Genomic DNA, 20,294 nt, shown 5'->3' on the forward strand with positions numbered 1-20,294 from the left:
CACTAGCAAGGAGAGGTGCCAGAGCGGTAATGGAGCAGATTGCTAATCTGTCGACGGGTAACCGTCGCCAGGGTTCGAGTCCCTGTCTCTCCGCTTAAATTTTGCCTCGGGGTGTAGCGTAGCCCGGTTATCGCGCCTGCTTTGGGAGCAGGAGGCCGCAGGTTCGAATCCTGCCACCCCGACTACAATTGAAATAATGGACGCATAGCTCAGCTGGATAGAGCACCTGCCTTCTAAGCAGGCGGTCGAAGGTTCGAATCCTTCTGCGTTCACAAAGAGTCACTCAAATAGAGTGACTTTTTTGTTTTTATGTAATTAGTTCTGATTTCTATTCCATAGAAATCTTAAAATAATGGTTCCATAGCTCAGCTGGATAGAGCAACGCACTTCTAATGCGTAGGTCGAAGGTTCGAATCCTTCTGGGATCACTTTATAGGATGATCATTTTTGATCATCCTTTTTTGTTTTGTACCTATTTTGCTTATTTTTAGTTGTTCATGGTTAAAAAATATTAATGGTATGAGAATAGCAATACTTGGAGCTCATAAGGTTGGAAAAACGACATTGGCAGAAAAACTGCATGAAACTCTTTCTGATTATGAGTTTTATTCAGAACCGTATTTTGAACTGCAGGAAATGGGTTTTGATTTTTCTGAAATGCCTACTGCAGATGATTATATGATCCAGTTAGAACATTCTTTAAAGCAAATTGTAAGAAGTAACAGAAACGCTATTTTTGACCGCTGTTCAATTGATCTTTTGGCATATGCTTTAGCGGTCGATGATAAATTAAATTTTTCGTCAATATTTAATAAAATTCAGAATTCAATTAAAGAAATTGACGTTTTTGTATTTGTTCCAATTGAAAAGCCAGATCGAATTTTGTGCTCAGCCTCTGATTTGCCTGAACTGAGTTATGAAGTAAATGATATTATCAGAGAATTAATTGATGATTTTGATTTGGAAGTAATTGAAGTAAACGGAAATTTATCTGAAAGATTAAATCAAATTCAAAATAAAATAGAACATTAAAGAGATAAAATAAATAAAGACCAAACATTCTTGAACGCTTGGTCTTTATTCGTTTGTAACATTTGTTTTTAATGAAAATTGCATTTGTCAATAATTGTCAAATTCTCTTCGTTTGTAAAAAGTATCGTCATTACTTTCAGAAGCAATGCGCGATTCTTCAGTAGGATAATAAGAATTCAGTACTCTTCTTTCGTACTCCCTATCAAAATCATTTTGCCAGTTATATCTGCTTGTTTTTCTAAATGTGTCATATCCAATATTGTTGGCCATGACAATTTTAGTGTCTTTATTTATACTCACAGAACCGATTGGTATAATAATGTGGCTGTCTCCATCTTTATAGATAAATTCCTTTCCATTTTCATTCGCAATTGCATCATGTACTTCATTACGACTGTCTTCAATTAATCCTTTGTCCAAATTAACGTCTAAATAAACAACGCGTTGCATATCTTTATTAACCCAAAGGTTATCAATTTTTCCTATTGTGCGGTTGTCTGCATCTACAATTTTCCAACCTCTTACATCAGAATAGTTTGAGGCAACTTTATAATCAGAAAGCTCGTCTAATCTGTATAAATTTCTATCTTTATTTTCCATAGTTTCTTAATAATTTGCTGTGCTATCTGCACTTGAATTGTTTTCGATTTCCATTCTGTTTTCGTTTTGCACTTGATCATCTCTCAAAAAGACATAGTATACAAGTGCAGAGATTAATAGGACTGCTACAATCCATGGCCAAATTGGCTTCTTTTTCTCAATTTTAATTTCTGCCATAACCTATATTTTTATTGTAAATATTTAATTTTATAATAAAGGTACAAATGAGGAAAGCCTTGGTAAGTATTTAATTTTAGATAGAATTTATACAATTCCCAGTTAGCTGAAAAGAGATTTTTGTAGATCTAATTGCCTGAAATATGTTTATTTGATCTTGTGATGATTTTAATAATGCCCAATGTTTACGGGCATTTCTTGCTTTCTTAAAATATTTTGCACTAAATTGCTTCTTCATTTTTTATTCTAATAACAAATAAAATTTTTTACTACGCCCCATGAATGAAGAAATAAAGTTTTACCGAAACGCCAAGAAAACAAGAAGTCTGCTTTTATATGCTAGTGCATTAAGTCTTTTATTGGCGATTGCATTTTTATACGGAATAGGAGCCTTTGATGGAGTATTTAAAATTAAACTATCTATTGCTACTGGTGCTATTCTTTTGATAATGCTTGTTTTGATATTTAAAATGCTTGCCAGTATAAAAGACAAATCTCCTTTAATTCAAATAGATGCAAATGGTTTTTCTGGAAGGACAACTCCAGTGGCTAAAGCTTTTGGAAGAATTGAATGGCAAGATGTTACCGATGTGCAATTGCATAAAGTAGGAGGAGATACTTTGGTAGCCATAACTATTGACAATATATCTAAGTATGATGGCCGTGTTTCTAAATTTCTTTGGAAAATGGCTTATGACGAGCAAAACTCGAAATTGAATATAATGTATTCGGCTTCAGAAATTGAAATTAATGCAGATGAATTGTATAAGCTGTTTTTAAAATACTGGAAAAAATAAAAATAGTTTTTTATAAAATTTAAAGAGCCACTTTAATGAAGTGGCTCTTTTGTTAGTTCTAAATGCAAAATTGGATAAGGTTTTCCGCAGCCGTCTAAATCAGAGGTAGATTTTATCTCAAATCCAAAACGTTTGTAAAACGCTGTGGCAGTTAGATTATCTTTATTTACATCAACTTTCGAGATTTTAAGCTCTTCAATAGCATACAATAATAGTTCTTTACCAATTCCTTTTCCTATTTGGTCTGCCGTTACAAACAACATTTCTAAGTTTTCTTCATGAGTTCCGACAAAACCAATAATTTGTTGTTGGTCATTTTTTATGCAGTGCAAAGAAACATTGTCAAAAAAGTTTGGAATAAGCTCTTTGTAAAATATAAAATCTTCAGGTTTTAAGAAATCATGTGTCGCTTTTACCGAAGATTTCCAAACCGAAATCAGTTCAGGATATTCTGTTTTATTTACTTTTTGAATCACAGTCTTGATTGTTTAATTTTTTGATGACTGGCAAAAATAGCAATTATGTGTAATATTTAAATAATGGGCTTATTTTCTAAATGGTTCAAGCCTTTATGCAGTTTAAATATGTTATTTGAATGTTAAGTAATTGTTTTTTAGGTATATATGTTTCTTTTTTCTTTAATTTTATTCTTAAGAAAATAACTACAACTAATCTCTGACGCTATGAAAGAAGAATTATCTACTCAAGAAACGAATTTTAAAGTTATTTTAGAAAATTATCCTTCAACATGGCCTAAAGAGGGATTTATTGATTTAAATATACACGACTTACCGCATTATGGTTCTGTTATAGAATGGTGGTATCTTAATTGTCATGTTGTTTCAAAAGAAGGTAAAAAGCTTTCGTTATTTGCTTCTTTTTTTAGATTGACTCTCGGAAAAGATGAGTACGGAGATTACAAGCATACGCATTCAATGATATGGTCACTGTCAGATTTGACAGATGGGAAATATTATTCAAACTCTCTTCTTGATAAGGAAACTCCAACCGAAATTTTGAAAATTATTAAAAGAAATGAAGGAAAGAATGTTGGAAATAAATTAGTTCGTCGCGCCTTAAAAGAGGTATATGAAAAAGGGAATTTGCCACTTCCAGACAAACTTTTAAAAGAACCGGCTAAAGTAGGAATAAAAGATCTTTTACTTGAATATGATGGAAACTCTTTTAAAAAAGATGATCAGAATAATTATCATTTAAAACTTGAGAATTTATCTGATGGGATTACGTGCGATATTGAATTTGTTCCTTTAACAAAACCAATAAGACACGGAAAGGACGGATTGGTTAGAGGTATCAGAAAAGAAGATATGTTTTATTATTTTATTCCGAAATGCATTGCCCGAGGGGAAATTAAAATAGGGGATGAGATTTATGAAGTTAAAGGAAGCGGTTGGTACGATCATGAGTTTAGTGGTTCGGCAGAAGAAACATCGGCAATAGAATTTAAACACGATGTAGCATGGAATTGGGCTGCATTGCAAATGGATAATGATTGTCAAATATCGGCTTATAATCTTTTTGATAATACAGACAATGGGAAACCTTTGGGAGGAACTGTAATTGTCATTGACAAAGATGGAAACGAAAGCAGTATAGAAGATTTTAGTTTTGTTCCTGAAGAATACTGGACAAGTAGTGGAACTTTTGTATCCTACCCAATTTCATGGAAATTTGAAATTCCAGAAATGAATATTTATCTTTCTATAACAGCTAATTTTCCTGAACAAGAATTTATTACCATTCTTTCTCCGCCTGCATTGTGGGAGGGATCTGTAAGCGTTACAGGAAATTTTATGGGAACTCAAGTTTCGGGATGTGGATACATAGAGAGAAATGGGTTTAATACCAATGATAATATTGAAAATTTTTTAAAGGGTATTGGAAAAGCTACTCAAAAGTCGGTAGAATCCCTGTTGCCTTTAAATCCCACTGACGATCAATTCTACAGATTAGTTGATAGTCCTTTGGGGATTGATTTTTTTACATCTGAAGATAAAGAGCAATATATTTCGTCTGTAATTAAGCCTATTCGTGAAGTAGTAGATCGTAGTAAAAAAGCGTGGCGTTCTTATGTTTTCCTAGCCTGTATGGATGCCGTTGGCGGAAATTCTCAACCATTTATAGATTGGCTTGCTATGCCAGAACTTATCCATACAGGATCATTGATTGTAGATGATGTACAGGATCGGTCTGATACAAGAAGAGGAGGAACTGCTCTTCATCATTTATATGGAGAAGCGCTTGCTATTAATGCGGGGAATGTATGTTATTTTATTGGAGAATTGTTTACATACAGTCCAAAGCTTGCAGATCAAACCCGTTTAAAAGTATATGAAATGTATTTTGAAATGATGCGTGTTGCCCATGCAGGACAAGCAATGGATATAAGTGGTCTTCATTCGTTCATGCCTGAGGTCGTGAATAGTGGGGATAGTTCTGTGCTTGAAAAAAGAATTTATACAATTCATCGCTTAAAAACCGCAGCTCCTGCTTGTACATTAGCTAAAATGGGAGCTATCATAGGAGGAGGAAACGAAGAAGAAATAGATGCATTGGGAAATTTTTTTGAAGCGATTGGGGTTGCTTATCAAATAATGGATGATGTGCTTAATTTGGAAGGCTATGAAAACAATTTGAAAGATAAAGGAGAGGATATTACAGCAGGAAAAATAACTATGCCAGTTGCAAAATCAATGCGCTTATTGCCTCTAGATAAAAGGGAATATATTTGGAAGACTATTCAAACCTTGCCTAAAGATCATGAGATAATAAAATCAGTAATCGTTTTGCTGGAAGATTGTGGCGCGATTCATGAATGTCGCAAAGAGGCCGAAGAGCTTATGGAAGGAGCTTGGAAAGAAGTAGACAAAATTATAGCTGATTCTTTTTTTAAAATTAAATTACGAACATTTGGCTGGTATGCGTTGAAAATAGAGTAATTATTTTTTGCTTGCTGCCCAGAAAATAGAATTTCGAAGTAGGGTAGTGTATGCTTCGTTTTGAAATAATTCTGGTGCGTGTCCCATAAAAATATAAACATTTCGTGAAGCAAAATGATCGTTTGTCCACACCACAGGATGATCTCCCATTTTTATTTTTGAATCAGGCTGATAGGTAGATTCATCAACTGAAGCCAAAACATGAACATTTTGTCTAGGGCTTTGATCATAAGTGTACCATTCTTCTTTTTGAATAAGAAAATCAGAAGGAATTCCTTTAGTGATAGGATGAGATTTATCTTCGATATTTACTTTTCCGCTTGCAAAATTTGGAATGTAATTTACAAATCTGATTCCGCCCATAAAATCAGAAAACCATTTCCACATTGGATATCCATCAAATTCACCAAGTAAAGTAGCATGATGTAACCCAACCCAACCGCCTTTTCCACTTTTCATATATTTCTCAAACGCCTGCATCGATTCTTCGCTCCAAGTATAAGGAGGATAATCTAGTTGTATAAAAACCTGATATTGTTTTAAAAGTGCTTCATTGATTGTTTTGGTGTTTTCGATATAATCAATGGTAAAACTGCTGTCAATGGCGAGTTTGTTCAGCCAAGGTTTTGCGGCTTTGGTAAACGGAAGATGATGTCCGCCATTTTCGTATAAAACTAAAGCTTTAAAACGTGTTTTTTTCTGTTTTTGAGCCAGACAGTCCTGCAACAAGAAACAGTTTAAAATAAGTAAAATGAATACTATTGAGTTTTTCATGAAAGCAATTTTGTAATGATGAATTAAATTATGGCTCAACCATTGCGGTGATAGCTTGTAAAAACCATGCAGAATGCGGAATCCATTGTTCGGTCCAGCGCCATTCGTTCCCCTTGTCTTCCATTTTAAAATCAATTCCAGAACCGTCACCGTTTCCATCTTTGCCTGTAATTCCGTTAGAAATACCGCCTTTTTCCGATCCATGACCGTAATTAGAATGCATATAAGGAACATTGTTCTCTCCAAATTTGTACAAAAAGCACATAGAATACGGATTGCATCCTAAAATCCAAGATAGTTGCTGTGACGCATACAAATCGAGCGATTTTTTTGTGCTGTTATTTTTTTGCAGTGAAATACCTTTTCCGCCTTCTATTGCTGCAGTTGCCAACGAAGCTAGTCTGGCATTTTCGCCCTGCCACCACCAGCCAGTTTCATTATCATGCGGAATAAAAAATCCGTCTTGAATTTTATCATTGAATAAAAAACTTTGCCTAGCATAACCAAACGGATTAGCGACATTGTTTGTAACAGCTAAATTGTATTCTAAAGCTTTTTTGATCACATTTTCTGCCGCAGTTCTTTCTTTGCTGTCAGACTCTTTTTTTAGATATCTAGTTAATGCCACAACAGGTAAACCTGCATCGGCTGCATGCCAAAACGGACGATTTCCGTCATTGCTTCTAAACCAGCCTTTATCCGTCATTCGGTTTTCAAGTTTGTGTGCCCATTTTCTGGCTTCATCTTTATAAAAATTTTCATCGGTAGCGATCCATAATTCTGTTGCCGCCATCAAAGCACAATAATCGTCTATGATGTTTTCTTTTCTGTCGTCATCATATTTGGTGTTATTGATTAAAAGATGTGCATAAGCTCGTTTTGCTCCATCCAAATATTGTTTTGAAGTAAAATCTCCGCTTTTATTCCATTTTGAAATTCTAGCAAGTGAAGCTATTGCCATTCCCGCGCCTTCGCGAAAAGCAGATTGATATTCGTCAGTAGTAACACTATTGGCTTTTAATCCAACAATTCTTCTAGCTGAAGGGTTTTTGTCAAAATAGCTGAAAACAATCATATAAAAATAATCTTCATCAGAAAGACAGCGCATCATATAATCGGCTCCCCAAGTGGCTTCATTATCCAAAGAATCTTTTATTTTCCATTGGGTCAGTTTTTTTGAAATGGTTTCAGACGTATTTATAAGAGACCAAGTTACCAAAGGCGTCTGCTGTGGCGACACAAAATTAGCGTAGGCTAAATGCGAAAAATATTTGCTCACATCTCCAGATGCATCACACCATCCGCCGTGAACGTCTACTTTTTTTGTGCTTCCAAACAACAACATGTTTTTGTCGGCTTCAAGTTCTTCGGGTGTGTTGGCTCTTTGTTTATTGTAATAATGTACTATCGAAGAAATAGTGCGTTTCGCCAATATATCTTCTTCAATAGAAAAATGGGCGGAAGTATAAAATTGACCGTCAATTTTGAGCTTTACTTTATAATTTCCTGGTTTTTGAAAAGACGAAAAATCGGCTTTATAATAAAAATTGCCCAATTTCCAGTCTTCAACACTTTCTGCATTTCCAATTTTAGAAGTGAAAACTGTCTTTTCAGAATCAGCATCTATAATGTCAAAAGTTGAATTCAAAAGATTGCTGTTATATTCAATAATAGCAATTTTTGGGCTTTTTGGATCAAAGCCTACTTGGTTTACATGTATGATAGTTTTGCTATAAGCCGAAATAGAAAGGAACAAAACTATTAGAATGCATCTTAATTGTTTTCTGAGTTTTAGCATGATTTTTTGTTTTTTCGCTTGTAGAAAGGGCAAATTACAAAAAAGAGCCATTTTTTCTAAGTTAAAAGATCATGCACTAAAAACTGACATTTAGAATGGAAACAAGTTTTATGAGGGTTTGTGCTAAAATTTAAAAACCAATGATGTGTATTTGATGTGATTTTTGAGAGCAGTTTTGGATTATTTTAATGCACTATCCTTTTCACTTTTTCCATCTGATTAAAACATTTACAGTGTATTTCTAAGCCTTCTTTATATTGTTCAAGGCTCATTCCGTATAAACGAGGAATATATTCTAGATCTATTTTATTTACAGATGAGATTTCAAATTGGTTTTGAATGGTATCTGGTTGGTTGTTTTCGTTTTTATTGGTATTTTGGTTTGTCATAGAATCAAACTTTGGTTAAAAATGGCCAAATAATATATTTAAGATTGAGAGATAAGGAGTTTTATTTTCTCTATTGCCTGTTTGTTTTCGTTTGCGACCTCTACTAATGCTAGTAAAATATCGTTTCTCAGTATAGTTTTGTTCCTTACATTTCTAATTAAGGCTTTACTGGGAGCCGGTTGTCCTTTTTTCACGATACATGCAATAGTAAGATCAACATATGTTACAGGTAAATGCTTATCTATAAATTCATAAGCTTTTATATTGTGAGAATTATCTTCTTTAAAATTGCTATTATTGATTAATTTTGACATATATTTGCTAATAATTATTTGTATGTATTTTATTACGGGTAAATGTAAGAATAATATTATATTATTTATTCTTTTTAATGTTAAAAAATATATTATATCTATATTTTGTTTGAATTTTAATGATGATGTATCACGAGAAACTAAGCAAATTCTTTAAGGATAAAGGATTAAAGCAAAAGGAAGTTGGGGCAATTTTAGGATTTAGCCCAGCAATGATTGGAAGGTATTTACATGGAACGGCTAGTATTGGTTCTGAATTTATTATTAGCTTAAGTAAAAATTTTCCAGATGTGGATTTGAATGATCTTTTTGCCGATGAGCAAAATAAGGTTAATGAAGTTGGCCCAGTATATGAGAAGCAGAATATCTTGAATGACTTGCAAGAAATTGAAGGACGTATTCATAATATTCGCCTGCGACTGGCAGACACAAAGTTTGAGGAATAATAAATTTTTTTCCAAAAAAAAATCTAACAATTTTAAATGTCACAGCATTAATTTAAACCACTCTTTTTGAGTGGTTTTTTTGTTTAAAATACTCCTTTTTTATTTGAATCTACGCTTACAGTTTAAGTTTTTTTTTACTAAATTTGATTAACAATTTCTAGCAGTAACCAATATGGAAAAATTAAAACGACCGGTTTATGTTAAACCAGGAGCAGATGATTTTTTTAAAAAGATGCGTTTAGAAGTGAATGAAACGGTCTTAAAAAACTCGTCTTTGTATGTATTAAATGTTGTGAAGTCTTTAGGGCTTCTGGCAGTATTTTTTTTGTTCTACGCCTGTATTTTAATTTTTGGCAACCAGACGCCTTTATTATTTCTTTTTTATATTCTGTGTGGTGTTACAATGATCGTTTTATTTATAAATGCATTTCATGATGCTGCACATGGAGCTCTGTTCAAAAAGCCAAAGCATAATGAATGGTTTTTGTATGTTTTAGAACTTTTTGGAAGCAATCATTGGCTTTGGATGCGGCGTCATATAAGTCTGCATCATGCTTATCCAAACGTGCCAGATTGGGATGTAGATATCAAGCAGAGTGATATTATCAGAATATTTCCAAATAGCCCGCTCTTTAATTATCATAAATATCAGCACATTTACATGTGGTTTATTTATCCTCTTTATAGCCTAAACTGGCTTTATATTAGAGATTTTAAAGATTTCTTTGGCACAAAAGATAATTACGTAAAGAAAGTTGTAGATAAAATACCAAGACAGGAAGTTTACAGACTGTTTGCCGCTAAGATTATCAATCTTATTTATTTGCTTTTTATCCCGATGATGTTGTTAAGTCAGCCTTGGTATATGGTTCTTTTTGCGTGGCTGTCAATGCATTTATGCGGTAGTGCACTTGGGGTAGTGGCATTGGTTTCTACGCACGTTGATGAAGATGCTCATTTTCCGCATACCGATGAAGATGGAAATCTTTCAGATACTTGGGTAATGCACCAAATGATTGTGACTAAAGATTTCAGTACAGAAAGCAAACTGGCCAATTTTCTTTACGGAGGATTTACACACCACGTAGCGCACCATCTTTTTCCTGCCGTCGGACATACTTACTATCCTTATATTACGCCAATTATAAGACGATATGCAGAAGAATATAATCTTCCATATACTTCATATCCGTTTTATCATGCTGTTCGGTCTCATTTTAGAATGCTAAAAGACAAAGGTGTAAAAGAGAATATTTTAGTTACAGGAGAAATATAACTCTCAGAATATTTAATAAAAAAGCGGTTCTTAAAACCGCTTTTTTTTATGCTTGCATTATTTTTTATTTTGGATATTCTCCTTTTTAATATTTAAATCTTTTAAGAAGTTGCCTTTTATTTCAATGTCAAAATTGTCTTCTTTAAAAACCGTCAGTTTTGACTCAGAGAATTTGTAAACATTGATTTTATTGTTTTTAACGTCAATGTACAAATCATAAGAATAAGTGCTGCAGTCATGCTGTTTACAGCCCCAAGCGTGCAGAATATTATCTTGTTTTTCAAAAGGGGTTTCGGTATTCCAGTTTTTCACCATCAGGTCATAATCAGTTCCTAATAATTTTTTTAATCTCGGAGCTAAACTGCTTTTCGTTAAAAACTGTATTCCAACAACACTTTTATCTACTAAATTATATAAAGAATCGTTCGGGTTTAAAGTAGTGCTGTCTGTCTTTAAAGCCTCAGTTTTTATAGAGGTGGAATCTGTCGTAGGAATTTCTTTTATGATTTCTTTTTTGCATGAAAACAAGATTAAACTGCTTACAATAGTTGTTGAAATGTATTTGGTTCTATAATTCATAATGACTGATTTTAGAATTAATAATTTAATTTGCAAGGTTGTAATGATCTAATTTTCATAAAGATATTAAAAATAATGTTTGTTTTGAAAGTAATTTATGACGGATTTTGAATTGAAAAAATAAACTTCAAAATTTAAGATATTATCATAAGAACCCATTTTTAAGATTTTTTGTTTAACTTCAATTTTTAAAATTGTCTTACAATGAATCATACTTTCAAAATTTTAGTCTTTTTTCTTTTAGGAATTAGCTTTTTACAAGCCCAGAATGAAACTTACACTTCTCCAGCAGAAGTTAAAATTTCTGATACTACATTTGTAAATCTGAGGGACTACAGCAACGATTTTGTTTATGATATGAAATATGCAACCGAAGACAATTTCTTGAAAACAAAAGTGTACGACTGTGCTGAATGTATGCTTCGTTTAAAAACAGTAAAAGCGTTAATTGCCGCTAATAATGATTTTATGAAGAAAGGTTATAAAATCAAATTATATGATTGTTACAGACCTTTAGATATACAAAAAAAAATGTGGGAGATTGTATCCAATCCAATTTATGTTGCGGATCCAAAAAAAGGCTCCATCCATAATAGAGGAGGAGCCGTAGATATTTCTTTGGTTGATATAACTGGAAAAGAAGTGGATATGGGAACTTCTTTTGATTTTTTTGGAATTATGGCGAGTCACAATTTTAAACAGCTTTCAAAAGAAATTCTTTCTAATAGAGCTTATTTAAAAAAGACCATGATTAAAAATGGTTTTAACTCTTTTGATTCTGAGTGGTGGCATTATAATTTAAAAACAGGTTTAAAAGATAATGTTTCCAACCAGAAATGGAAATGCGATTAATTATTCAACGCACCTAATATTTTCCATAAAATAGACATTCGGATTTGTTACCTTTCCAGTTAATTCAGATTTAAGTTCGCGTTTTACAATATAATCTTCAGTATTGGTAAGGTATTTAATTCGCATTATAGAAATTGGAGATTTTTTCAGTTCCTCATAATTATCTTTCATAAACATAAAAATCCCAGTATTGATACGGTTATCAAACCCTTTTTCATCACGAACAAGTGTACCACAATTTTCTTGATCGATATGCATTAAGGTGACAATCTTTCCATTCTCCAATTGTAAAAATATTTTTGAGTTTTTGTCAAAACAGTTTGCTTTAATGAAATCTTTGCTTTTTTGGATGGATTGAAGGTTTAGAGTTGGTAAACCATCAGTTTGAGCCAAAGAGAAGAAGATATAATTGAAGCTTCCGCCAAAATATTTCTCACTCATCAAATATTCATTTGTTATTTTATAAGATCCGATAGAATCATTTACATTTACACTATATTCACAAGGTTTTTGGGCAAATGCGGTAATCGTTAATAAGAAAAGAGTTAATGTAATTAATTGTTTCATTGCGTTAGATTATTTTGGTGCAAATTAAAACTATTTTGTTATCTTTTACATCTGTCGTAAAAAAACAATACAAATTTCCTCCATTTTTTATTTTCCATTTCTTTCGGATGTTTTCTACGGTCTCAGGAAAATTGCGTGTGGTAATATTAGCTTGCTTATTGGCTAATTCATTTTTCATCTCATTTTTATTGTATGAAATGACTTTTTGAACCTCAAATTTTCTTCCCGGAAAATCAATTAAATTTTCTGAAGTATATAAATGCGAATGCTTATGCAGTTTATTAATCTGAAAAGTCGCGCTAACTTCGTCAAAACCTCCAGATTTCATGATGGAGGCATTGGGTTCGTAAAGATATTGCTGAGGTAAACCGTAAGAAAACGATATTGTTTCGCGGCCTAAAACAAATTCAAAAGTTTCTATTTTTTCTTTTAAAATGTTAGCGGTTTTTAAAGTTATTTCACCAGAATAACCTTTGTGAATTTCAAAAAGCAGTTCTTTAACTTCGTTTTCTAGAGCGATAATGTGAATGTTCTTTACATTTTTTAATTCTGATAATCCTGCTGAAATATCTAATAAAGGAGCAGTTTTAATTAAAATGGAATCTGATTTTTCAAAATAGAAATCAAGCAATTCAGGAACATTTGGAAGACAGTCTTTTAGCATAAAAACTTTGCCTTTGCTGTCATTTCTTCGCGAAGGATCAATATAAATCCAATCGTATTTTAGTTTAGATTCATGTAAAATATTGATTGAATCGGTTGGGTAACAAAAGCAATTTTTTATTTCTAATTGTTGAAAATTATGTTTGACAATCGAAGATAATTCTTCATTAATTTCACAATGCGCAACAACTTTAAATTTCTTTGAAAAATAATAATCATCAACACCAAAACCTCCTGTAAGATCAATTAAAGTTTTGCCAGAAATTAAAGAAGCTTTGTAAGCAGCAGTTTTTTCTGAAGAGGTTTGTTCTACAGAAATTTTACTTGGATAAATGATATTCTCGGCACCAAACCAAGTCGGAAGTTTTTCCTTTGCTTTTGTTCGCGCTTCAATTTGATTTAAAATTAAAATCCAGTCCACTTCTGGAAATGGATTTTTCTGCAGCGCCAATTTTGTTATATCTGCACCAGTATTTTGAATTATATATTCTTGAATTTCTGGATGCAAAATAGGATTGTTCAAAACTAAATTCTTTCTGTTAATACGGAGACGATTTTATTGTCAGGGAAAAATTCTTTTAATATTACTTTAATCATTGTAAATGCTGGAATTGCGATTATCATTCCGACAATTCCAAACGTAATACCACTGATTAATATAACTAAGAATATTTCTAACGGATGCGAATTTACGCTTTTTGACGAAATTATTGGCTGGCTAATATTGTTGTCAATTGCCTGTACCAATAAAAAGCCTATAACAACATAAATAGTTTTTGGTAAAATTTCAGATTGAAAATCTTGTCCAATCATACTGATCATAGTTAAAATTGCAGCCAAAGTTGTTCCGATAATTGGTCCTAAGTAAGGAATTATGTTTAGAATGGCACATAAAAAGGCAATTACAAAAGCATTTTTATTTCCGAAGATTAGCAATACGACAAGATAAAGAATAAATACGACAATTAATTGTAGCAAGAGACCAATAAAATATCGGGTTAATAAGTGATTAATTTTTGTGATTGAATTCAAAATTTTATCTTCATTCGAATCAGGAAGGATTCTTCTTGCCTGATCTTTAAAAATTTCCTGATCTTTTATGAAAAAGAAAGTGATGAAAAAAACCGATACCAATCCCATTCCCATATCAGCCATAAAATTGATAATCGAATTTATAAAACCAGTGAAGTAGCTGAAATCTAAGAATGATGTAAGCTTAGAATCTTTTATAATTTTATTTAAGTCAATATGCTGAATATTAAAGTATTCTTCAAGATGGGTTTCTGTTTCCATAAATTTAGTTTGGAGATGTGCCGTGTCAAGAAGTGCCAAATTATTTGCTTGAGAAATAATTAAAGGGACAAACAATAATATGAAGCCCACAATTAAAAAAATGAAAAAGATAATTGTAGTTGTGGCCGCCAAAGAATTGCTGAATTTTAATTTGTTTTTTAAAAACAAGACCATCGGATTTGCAATTAAACACAATATTAGCGAAATGCACAAGTAGACAATTACTGTTTGGATTTCATATAAAAAATATAAAACGATGCCAATTATTAATATGGTTGCTAAAGCTCTTAATATTCCGTTTGAAATAGTTTTTGATGTGATCATGCTTAAAATTTAGACTATAAATATAGGAAAAAGCATTCTAAAATTTAGTGATAAACAAAAAAAGGCGAGATGATTTCATCTCGCCTTTAATTATTTTTTTTTTTATTATGGTTGTGCAAAAGAAGCTCTAGCGCCTCCAGTTGTAAAAATAGCAGCAATTCTATTTTTCTGACCTGTTGAGAACATGTACATAGCAGCATCATCCACATAATCCATGTAGTTCATTGTCATTTCTACAGGTGTTCCAGAGCAAGTGCTATAGTGTGGGTAAGCAGGAACACCGTAGTTTGCTGTGTTATGAGTTGGAGTATCAGCAACAAGGTCGCTTCCGCAAGTTGCATCTCCCCAAATGTGGCGTAAGTTCATCCAGTGGCCTACTTCATGTGTAGCTGTTCTTCCTAAGTTAAATGGCGCATTTGCAGAACCAGATAAACCAAAGTATTTAGGATCGATCACTACTCCGTCAGTAGCAGAAGCGCCACCAGGGAATTGTGCATAACCTAAAATTCCGCCACCAATTACGCATGACCACATGTTTAGTTTTGTAGTTGGAGAAGTAGGTGCAATTCCGCCTTGAGCTGTTTTTTTCATAGCGTCATTTGTTCCCCAAGAAGTTTTTGTCGTAGATTTTCTAATAACTTGATCTAAAACAAAAGAGATTCCGATGTTTGCTTTAACTCCTGCGAATAATGCTGGCACATTATTGTAATCTGAGTTTAACGCGTTAAAATCTTTGTTTAGCACATCAATCTGTGATTGAATTTGTGCATTTGAAATATTTTCAGCTGTAGTTCTATAAAGAACATTCACTACAACTGGAATTTCGATTTTACCATTTACCAAACGGCCAGTAAAATTTGAACCTGCGTGTTGTGCAGTAAAAGTTTCGATTTCATTCATTCTAATTGCCAATGTTGGATCGGCTTTCAATTGAGCTTCTAAAACTTCTTGTGTTGCACAACCTCTTCTTGAAGCAACGCTCGCATCTGCATTAGCAGAATCAGATTGTTCATTTTGACAAGCAAACAGCATTAATGCTGCAAATGTGGTAATAATAACTTTTTTCATAATAAATTGGGTTTTTTGTTATAAAAATGTTGATTAGTTGAATAATGCGGCAATTTTATAACAAAAAAATGTTATGTAAAAATATTACAAAGAAAATTTTGTCAGAAATTTTACAAACCCTTACAAATACTGATTCTTACAAAAAATGAATAAAAAATATTAATAAGTTTTTTCTTTCTTTGTTATTTTTTTAATGTAGTTTGTCGTGATTATCTGTAGTTTAACGATAAATTCAGACAATTAAATTGGTGGGAAAATCGAAATAAATCTTTAGAAGAGAATTTTTAGAATGACTTTTCGATTTACAGATATTTAAAATCTACTCTGCCAAAGCAACCATTCCTCTTCTTTCCAAAACATTTGAGGTTTAGAAAATTGGACTAAAATCGGTTCTAAAAATTTATTTAGATTTTTATATTTTTCAATTAATTCTCCGTTAAACTCAATATTATAAATTTGTTTATCATCATAGGCTTCTTGTAAATCAAATGTTTCAGGAAGATTTATTATGATGTAATCTTCCCCAACTTGATAATTCAGGATATTTTGTTTGTTAGCATCATTTATTGTATTAAATCCGAGTTTATGATATAACTCTTTGCAGAGCGCTTGAATAATGTTAGGACCATCTATCCCATTTTTTAGATTAACTAAAAAAGAACTGTTTCGCCAAGTTAAATGTAAACTATTCAGGATTTTAGAACGTTGTAATTCTTTTACACTTAAAGATGTACTTTTAGGATATAAATAATCATTTACTGCCAAAGAGTATCCAGCACTTACATAGTAATAAGTTAGTGAATAGAAAGAATGGCTTATAAAATGATAAATTTCTTCCCATGAGATGTTTTCTTCAAACTCAAAGTAAATTATATTAGGAGTTTTATTTGGGAATTCTTTCTTAATATTTCGAATTAAAAAATTTACAGAATTTTTTTGTAATTGATTTTTGTTAGAATCGGTAAAAGATAACGTACAAACGTTATCAAAATCATGTTTATCTATTATGCTGTTAAAAAGTTCGTGCCACTTACCATTAATATTTTTTAAATCGTGAGTTAAATATCTATAAGAGGAATAACTAGGATTAACAAAATCTACAAAATCATTTATTAGTTCTTTGATAATATCTTTCTTGGGATCCTGATAAAAATAAAAAACAATGCTTTTTCTTAGACCGTAAAATTTATTATCAATCAACTTCATTTTAAAATGATTAAAAATTAAACAACAAAATTACATAACGTATTTTTGGAGTAAAATATTTATAGTTAAAAATTAAAAAAAAGATTTTTTATAACGAAGTAATCTCATAAAGCGCTATGCTTGCAGCTTGCACAACATTCATACTGCTATTTTTACCAAACATATTGATATGCACAATTTGGTGAGAAATTTTTAGAAGTTCGTCTGATATTCCGTTAATTTCGCTCCCAATTAAAAGTGCAATTTTTTTGTCGAAAGGAATTGTAACTTCTTTTAAAGGTTTGCTGTTTGAAGTAATTTCTAAGGCAATAATTTCAAAATTATTTTCAGTCAAATAGGAGTGAAGATCTGTATAGTCTTCAATGATAGAATGAGGCACATGTAGATGTGTGCTGCGAGAAGTTTTATTGATTTTACGAGGTGTCAGCGGAATATCTTTTCCGAAAAAGATAATATTTTCAACTCCGAAAGCTTCAGAAATTCGGAACAAAGAACCAATATTCTGCTGAAAGTAAATATGATCGCATACCAAAGTAATGGGAAATGTTTTTCTTTCAAATTGATTTTCTTCGTGAGTTAGCTGCACTTTCTAAAATTTAATTGGTAAAAATATAATTGATAATGTTCGCACCCATTTTAAGCGCTTTGTCTCTTACGTTTGCAGGATCGTTGTGCACTTCTGGATCTTCCCAGCCGTCACCCAAATCACATTCGTAAGTGTAAAGTAATACTAGTTTATTTTCTATAAAAATTCCAAAAGCCTGCGGACGCGTTCCGTCATGCTCGTGAATTTTTGGCAATCCGTTTGGAAAAGTAAACGGTTTCTGAAAAATTGGATGATTTGCCGGAATTTCGACTAAATTATTATTTGGAAATATCTTTTTGATTTCTTTTCGAATAAACTGATCCATTCCGTAATTATCATCGATATGCAGAAAACCTCCAGCCGTTAGATAATTTCTCAAATTGGTTACATCACTATCGCTAAAAACAACATTTCCGTGCCCCGTCATGTGCACAAACGGATACGAAAACAAATCTGGATTGCTTGGTTCTACAGTCGAAGGTTTGCTTTTGATACGTGTATTAATATTAGCATTGCAAAAACTGATCAAATTAGGCAAAGAAGTTGGGTTAGCATACCAATCGCCGCCGCCACTGTATTTAAGCAAAGCAATTTCTTGTGAAAAAGAAGAGATTGAAAAAAGTAATAATAAAAAGAATATTTTTTTCATTTGATTTTTTAATTATAAGGCTTTACCGTACTATTTGTCATTTCGACGAAGGAGAAATCTTCACAAGTAGCTCGACAATGATTAGTAGGTTTCAATGATAAAGTTGTCTAGTAACTATTCATTAAAAAAAACAACACTATGACAAGCCACAACAGCAGCTGTTTCTGTTCTCAAGCGCGTGTTTCCTAAAGTTACAGGTTTGTAATTGTTTTCTAATGCCAAAGCAATTTCCTTTTCGGAGAAATCACCTTCGGGACCAATTAAAATGGTAACATCTTCATTTGGCTTTAAAACCTCTTTTAATGATTTTTTATCGGTTTCTTCGCAATGCGCTATCAATTGCAAGCCTTTTTGCTGCTGTTTGATAAAATCTTTAAACGAAATGGCTTCATTCAATTTTGGAAGAAACGTTTCGTTGCATTGTTTCATTGCCGAAAGAATGATTTTTTCAAAACGATCTCGATTAATGACTTTTCGCTCAGAACGATCGCAGAAAATAGGCGTAATTTCTTGAATGCCAATTTCGGTAGCTTTTTCCAAAAACCATTCAAAGCGATCATTCATTTTAGTTGGAGCCACGGCCAAATGCAAGTGAAATTTTGGTTTCTCGGCATTTTTTATCGAAAGAACTTCAACGGTGCATTTATTGTCTGAAGCCAATGTAATTTGCGTTTCAAACAATAATCCCGAGCCATTTGTAACGTGCAGAATATCTCCGTCTTTTTTTCTAAGAACTTTTATAATATGACGGCTTTCTTCTTTATCAAAAGAAAAGCTTTCTGTTGTTTCGTTTATATTCGGATTAAAAAATAACTGCATGATTTAAAATTCGATTCTTGCTTTAGAAACCACAGCAGAAGTTTCAAAACGATTAGATAAGTATTTTTGATAACCTACAATTCCAATCATTGCAGCATTGTCTGTTGTGTATTCAAATTTCGGAATAAAAGTTTTCCAGCCGTATTTGCTTTCGGTTTCTTTTAAAGTATTTCTAATTCCTGAATTTGCTGAAACTCCACCGCCAATGGCAATTTGCGTAATTCCGGTTTCTTTTACAGCCAGTTTAATTTTATCCATCAGAATCTCGATAATGGTATGCTGAATAGAAGCGCAAATGTCATTCAAGTTTTCTTCAATAAAATTCGGATTCTGCTGTTTGTTTTTTTGAATGAAATATAAAATAGCGGTTTTTAATCCAGAGAAACTAAAATCTAATCCCGGAACTTTCGGTTTTGTAAAAGGAAATGCTTTTGGATTTCCTTCCTTCGCATATTTATCAATCAAAGGTCCGCCAGGGTAAGGAAGTCCAAGAATTTTGGCGCTTTTATCAAATGCTTCTCCCACAGCATCGTCTGTAGTTTCTCCGATAATTTCCATATCAAAAAAACTATTCACTTTTACAATCTGAGTATGTCCTCCGCTAATCGTTAAAGCTAAAAAAGGAAATTCAGGTTTGTCGTAGCCTTCTTCATCAATAAAATGAGCCAATATATGAGCATGCATGTGATTTACAGCAATTAATGGAACATTTAAGGCCAATGATAATGATTTGCTGAAAGAAGTTCCCACCAATAAAGAGCCCATTAATCCTGGACCTTGTGTAAATGCGATTGCGCTTAACTGTTCTTTTTGTACATTTGCTTTACGAAGTGCAGCATCTATCACAGGGACAATATTCTGCTGGTGCGCTCGGGAAGCCAATTCGGGAACAACACCTCCGTATTGATTATGAATTAATTGATTGGCTACAACATTTGACAATACTTTGTCGTTATGTAAAACCGCGGCAGCAGTATCATCGCATGAACTTTCGATGGCTAGAATAAAAACCTCTGGATTTTGCATATAAAGGCACAAATTTTGAATTATATTTGACAAATCAAATGATTATATCTCTTTGATTTAAGCAGTGCCCCAAAATTAAAGAATTTTTATCAAAAACAG

General features: G+C 32.4%; 23 protein-coding genes and 4 tRNA genes. 10 read left to right on the forward strand and 17 right to left on the reverse strand.

Going from position 1 to position 20,294, the window contains the following annotated elements; genetic code table 11:
• Positions 1–9 precede the first annotated feature (9 nt).
• The 5 genes from NU08_RS02405 (at position 10) to NU08_RS02425 (ending at position 1,032) form a co-directional block, all read left to right on the forward strand.
• Positions 10–93: transfer RNA gene (locus tag NU08_RS02405), tRNA-Ser, on the forward strand.
• Between the two features lie 14 nt (positions 94–107).
• Positions 108–182 (forward strand) — tRNA-Pro (locus tag NU08_RS02410).
• A gap of 16 nt (positions 183–198) precedes the next feature.
• A tRNA-Arg gene (locus NU08_RS02415) sits at positions 199–272 on the forward strand.
• Between the two features lie 82 nt (positions 273–354).
• Positions 355–428: transfer RNA gene (locus tag NU08_RS02420), tRNA-Arg, on the forward strand.
• Between the two features lie 91 nt (positions 429–519).
• Positions 520–1,032: an AAA family ATPase gene (locus NU08_RS02425; protein WP_129745693.1), complete on the forward strand. Its 513-nt coding sequence runs from the start codon at positions 520–522 to the stop codon at positions 1,030–1,032.
• A gap of 87 nt (positions 1,033–1,119) precedes the next feature.
• On the opposite strand, the gene NU08_RS02430 is transcribed toward NU08_RS02425, so the two are convergent.
• Positions 1,120–1,632, reverse strand: coding sequence for a PRC-barrel domain-containing protein (locus NU08_RS02430; RefSeq protein WP_129745694.1), 513 nt, complete (start codon positions 1,630–1,632; stop codon positions 1,120–1,122).
• Positions 1,633–1,638: 6 nt separating this feature from the next.
• On the reverse strand, positions 1,639–1,809 hold the full coding sequence (locus NU08_RS22205) for a hypothetical protein (RefSeq protein WP_165352391.1): 171 nt from the start codon (positions 1,807–1,809) through the stop codon (positions 1,639–1,641).
• A 278-nt stretch (positions 1,810–2,087) separates the two neighbouring features.
• Between NU08_RS22205 and NU08_RS02435 the strand changes: the two genes are divergently transcribed.
• Positions 2,088–2,606 carry an STM3941 family protein gene (locus NU08_RS02435; protein ID WP_129745695.1) on the forward strand — a complete coding sequence of 173 codons (519 nt, stop codon included), beginning with the start codon at positions 2,088–2,090 and terminating at the stop codon, positions 2,604–2,606.
• A 32-nt stretch (positions 2,607–2,638) separates the two neighbouring features.
• On the opposite strand, the gene NU08_RS02440 is transcribed toward NU08_RS02435, so the two are convergent.
• On the reverse strand, positions 2,639–3,082 hold the full coding sequence (locus tag NU08_RS02440) for a GNAT family N-acetyltransferase (protein WP_129745696.1): 444 nt from the start codon (positions 3,080–3,082) through the stop codon (positions 2,639–2,641).
• Positions 3,083–3,289: 207 nt separating this feature from the next.
• On the opposite strand from NU08_RS02440, the gene NU08_RS02445 reads away from it, so the two are divergent.
• Positions 3,290–5,566, forward strand: coding sequence for a polyprenyl synthetase family protein (locus tag NU08_RS02445; RefSeq protein ID WP_129745697.1), 2,277 nt, complete (start codon positions 3,290–3,292; stop codon positions 5,564–5,566).
• Here the strand turns inward: NU08_RS02445 and NU08_RS02450 are convergent, their stop codons facing one another.
• From NU08_RS02450 to NU08_RS02465, 4 genes are all read right to left on the reverse strand, one after another.
• Positions 5,567–6,340 carry a ThuA domain-containing protein gene (locus tag NU08_RS02450; protein WP_129745698.1) on the reverse strand — a complete coding sequence of 258 codons (774 nt, stop codon included), beginning with the start codon at positions 6,338–6,340 and terminating at the stop codon, positions 5,567–5,569. It abuts the gene before it with no gap.
• Positions 6,341–6,368: 28 nt separating this feature from the next.
• Positions 6,369–8,138: a glycoside hydrolase family 9 protein gene (locus NU08_RS02455; protein WP_129745699.1), complete on the reverse strand. Its 1,770-nt coding sequence runs from the start codon at positions 8,136–8,138 to the stop codon at positions 6,369–6,371.
• A 185-nt stretch (positions 8,139–8,323) separates the two neighbouring features.
• Positions 8,324–8,527 (reverse strand): hypothetical protein, encoded by a 204-nt coding sequence (locus NU08_RS02460; protein ID WP_129745700.1) that lies wholly within the window; start codon positions 8,525–8,527, stop codon positions 8,324–8,326.
• A 38-nt stretch (positions 8,528–8,565) separates the two neighbouring features.
• The gene (locus NU08_RS02465; protein ID WP_129745701.1) at positions 8,566–8,841 is read right to left on the reverse strand and encodes a hypothetical protein; all 276 of its coding nucleotides are present in this window, start codon (positions 8,839–8,841) and stop codon (positions 8,566–8,568) included.
• 119 nt (positions 8,842–8,960) lie between these two features.
• On the opposite strand from NU08_RS02465, the gene NU08_RS02470 reads away from it, so the two are divergent.
• Complete coding sequence (locus NU08_RS02470; RefSeq protein WP_129745702.1) at positions 8,961–9,287, forward strand: helix-turn-helix domain-containing protein; 327 nt, start codon at positions 8,961–8,963, stop codon at positions 9,285–9,287.
• A gap of 172 nt (positions 9,288–9,459) precedes the next feature.
• On the forward strand, positions 9,460–10,563 hold the full coding sequence (locus NU08_RS02475) for a fatty acid desaturase family protein (protein WP_129745703.1): 1,104 nt from the start codon (positions 9,460–9,462) through the stop codon (positions 10,561–10,563).
• A 57-nt stretch (positions 10,564–10,620) separates the two neighbouring features.
• On the opposite strand, the gene NU08_RS02480 is transcribed toward NU08_RS02475, so the two are convergent.
• Entirely contained in the window at positions 10,621–11,142 is a 522-nt protein-coding gene (locus NU08_RS02480) for a hypothetical protein (RefSeq protein WP_129745704.1), read from the reverse strand.
• A 204-nt stretch (positions 11,143–11,346) separates the two neighbouring features.
• Here NU08_RS02480 and NU08_RS02485 point away from each other — a divergent pair, with 204 nt between their 5' ends.
• Positions 11,347–11,994, forward strand: coding sequence for a M15 family metallopeptidase (locus NU08_RS02485; protein WP_129745705.1), 648 nt, complete (start codon positions 11,347–11,349; stop codon positions 11,992–11,994).
• Here the strand turns inward: NU08_RS02485 and NU08_RS02490 are convergent, their stop codons facing one another.
• The 9 genes from NU08_RS02490 to tsaD form a co-directional block, all read right to left on the reverse strand.
• Entirely contained in the window at positions 11,995–12,561 is a 567-nt protein-coding gene (locus tag NU08_RS02490; RefSeq protein WP_129745706.1) for a hypothetical protein, read from the reverse strand. It lies immediately after the preceding gene.
• Positions 12,562–12,565: 4 nt separating this feature from the next.
• A complete protein-coding gene (locus NU08_RS02495) occupies positions 12,566–13,747 on the reverse strand; it encodes a THUMP-like domain-containing protein (RefSeq protein WP_129745707.1) in 1,182 nt (393 codons plus the stop codon).
• A gap of 2 nt (positions 13,748–13,749) precedes the next feature.
• Positions 13,750–14,841, reverse strand: coding sequence for an AI-2E family transporter (locus NU08_RS02500; protein WP_129745708.1), 1,092 nt, complete (start codon positions 14,839–14,841; stop codon positions 13,750–13,752).
• A gap of 105 nt (positions 14,842–14,946) precedes the next feature.
• Positions 14,947–15,909, reverse strand: coding sequence for a zinc metalloprotease (locus tag NU08_RS02505; protein ID WP_129745709.1), 963 nt, complete (start codon positions 15,907–15,909; stop codon positions 14,947–14,949).
• 312 nt (positions 15,910–16,221) lie between these two features.
• Positions 16,222–17,115 carry a hypothetical protein gene (locus NU08_RS02510; protein ID WP_129745710.1) on the reverse strand — a complete coding sequence of 298 codons (894 nt, stop codon included), beginning with the start codon at positions 17,113–17,115 and terminating at the stop codon, positions 16,222–16,224.
• 88 nt (positions 17,116–17,203) lie between these two features.
• Complete coding sequence (locus tag NU08_RS02515) at positions 17,204–17,701, reverse strand: TrmH family RNA methyltransferase (RefSeq protein ID WP_129745711.1); 498 nt, start codon at positions 17,699–17,701, stop codon at positions 17,204–17,206.
• Between the two features lie 10 nt (positions 17,702–17,711).
• Positions 17,712–18,350 (reverse strand): DUF4159 domain-containing protein, encoded by a 639-nt coding sequence (locus tag NU08_RS02520; protein WP_129745712.1) that lies wholly within the window; start codon positions 18,348–18,350, stop codon positions 17,712–17,714.
• A gap of 114 nt (positions 18,351–18,464) precedes the next feature.
• Positions 18,465–19,169, reverse strand: coding sequence for a 16S rRNA (uracil(1498)-N(3))-methyltransferase (locus tag NU08_RS02525; RefSeq protein WP_129745713.1), 705 nt, complete (start codon positions 19,167–19,169; stop codon positions 18,465–18,467).
• A gap of 3 nt (positions 19,170–19,172) precedes the next feature.
• Positions 19,173–20,195 carry a tRNA (adenosine(37)-N6)-threonylcarbamoyltransferase complex transferase subunit TsaD gene (gene tsaD, locus NU08_RS02530; RefSeq protein ID WP_129745714.1) on the reverse strand — a complete coding sequence of 341 codons (1,023 nt, stop codon included), beginning with the start codon at positions 20,193–20,195 and terminating at the stop codon, positions 19,173–19,175.
• Positions 20,196–20,294: the final 99 nt, after the last annotated feature.

The organism is Flavobacterium anhuiense (assembly GCF_004151235.1).
Taxonomy (GTDB): Bacteria; Bacteroidota; Bacteroidia; order Flavobacteriales; family Flavobacteriaceae; genus Flavobacterium; species Flavobacterium anhuiense_A.

Coding starts and splice junctions, on each gene's coding strand:
- NU08_RS02465 (WP_129745701.1), bottom strand. CDS start 8,841: ATGTCAAAATTAATCAATAATAGCAATTTTAAAGAAGATAATTCTCAC.
- NU08_RS02475 (WP_129745703.1), top strand. CDS start 9,460: ATGGAAAAATTAAAACGACCGGTTTATGTTAAACCAGGAGCAGATGAT.
- NU08_RS22205 (WP_165352391.1), bottom strand. CDS start 1,809: ATGGCAGAAATTAAAATTGAGAAAAAGAAGCCAATTTGGCCATGGATT.
- NU08_RS02430 (WP_129745694.1), bottom strand. CDS start 1,632: ATGGAAAATAAAGATAGAAATTTATACAGATTAGACGAGCTTTCTGAT.
- NU08_RS02480 (WP_129745704.1), bottom strand. CDS start 11,142: ATGAATTATAGAACCAAATACATTTCAACAACTATTGTAAGCAGTTTA.
- NU08_RS02490 (WP_129745706.1), bottom strand. CDS start 12,561: ATGAAACAATTAATTACATTAACTCTTTTCTTATTAACGATTACCGCA.
- tsaD (WP_129745714.1), bottom strand. CDS start 20,195: ATGCAAAATCCAGAGGTTTTTATTCTAGCCATCGAAAGTTCATGCGAT.
- NU08_RS02525 (WP_129745713.1), bottom strand. CDS start 19,169: ATGCAGTTATTTTTTAATCCGAATATAAACGAAACAACAGAAAGCTTT.
- NU08_RS02500 (WP_129745708.1), bottom strand. CDS start 14,841: ATGATCACATCAAAAACTATTTCAAACGGAATATTAAGAGCTTTAGCA.
- NU08_RS02520 (WP_129745712.1), bottom strand. CDS start 18,350: ATGAAAAAAATATTCTTTTTATTATTACTTTTTTCAATCTCTTCTTTT.
- NU08_RS02445 (WP_129745697.1), top strand. CDS start 3,290: ATGAAAGAAGAATTATCTACTCAAGAAACGAATTTTAAAGTTATTTTA.
- NU08_RS02455 (WP_129745699.1), bottom strand. CDS start 8,138: ATGCTAAAACTCAGAAAACAATTAAGATGCATTCTAATAGTTTTGTTC.
- NU08_RS02485 (WP_129745705.1), top strand. CDS start 11,347: ATGAATCATACTTTCAAAATTTTAGTCTTTTTTCTTTTAGGAATTAGC.
- NU08_RS02470 (WP_129745702.1), top strand. CDS start 8,961: ATGATGATGTATCACGAGAAACTAAGCAAATTCTTTAAGGATAAAGGA.
- NU08_RS02510 (WP_129745710.1), bottom strand. CDS start 17,115: ATGAAGTTGATTGATAATAAATTTTACGGTCTAAGAAAAAGCATTGTT.
- NU08_RS02460 (WP_129745700.1), bottom strand. CDS start 8,527: ATGACAAACCAAAATACCAATAAAAACGAAAACAACCAACCAGATACC.
- NU08_RS02435 (WP_129745695.1), top strand. CDS start 2,088: ATGAATGAAGAAATAAAGTTTTACCGAAACGCCAAGAAAACAAGAAGT.
- NU08_RS02450 (WP_129745698.1), bottom strand. CDS start 6,340: ATGAAAAACTCAATAGTATTCATTTTACTTATTTTAAACTGTTTCTTG.
- NU08_RS02505 (WP_129745709.1), bottom strand. CDS start 15,909: ATGAAAAAAGTTATTATTACCACATTTGCAGCATTAATGCTGTTTGCT.
- NU08_RS02425 (WP_129745693.1), top strand. CDS start 520: ATGAGAATAGCAATACTTGGAGCTCATAAGGTTGGAAAAACGACATTG.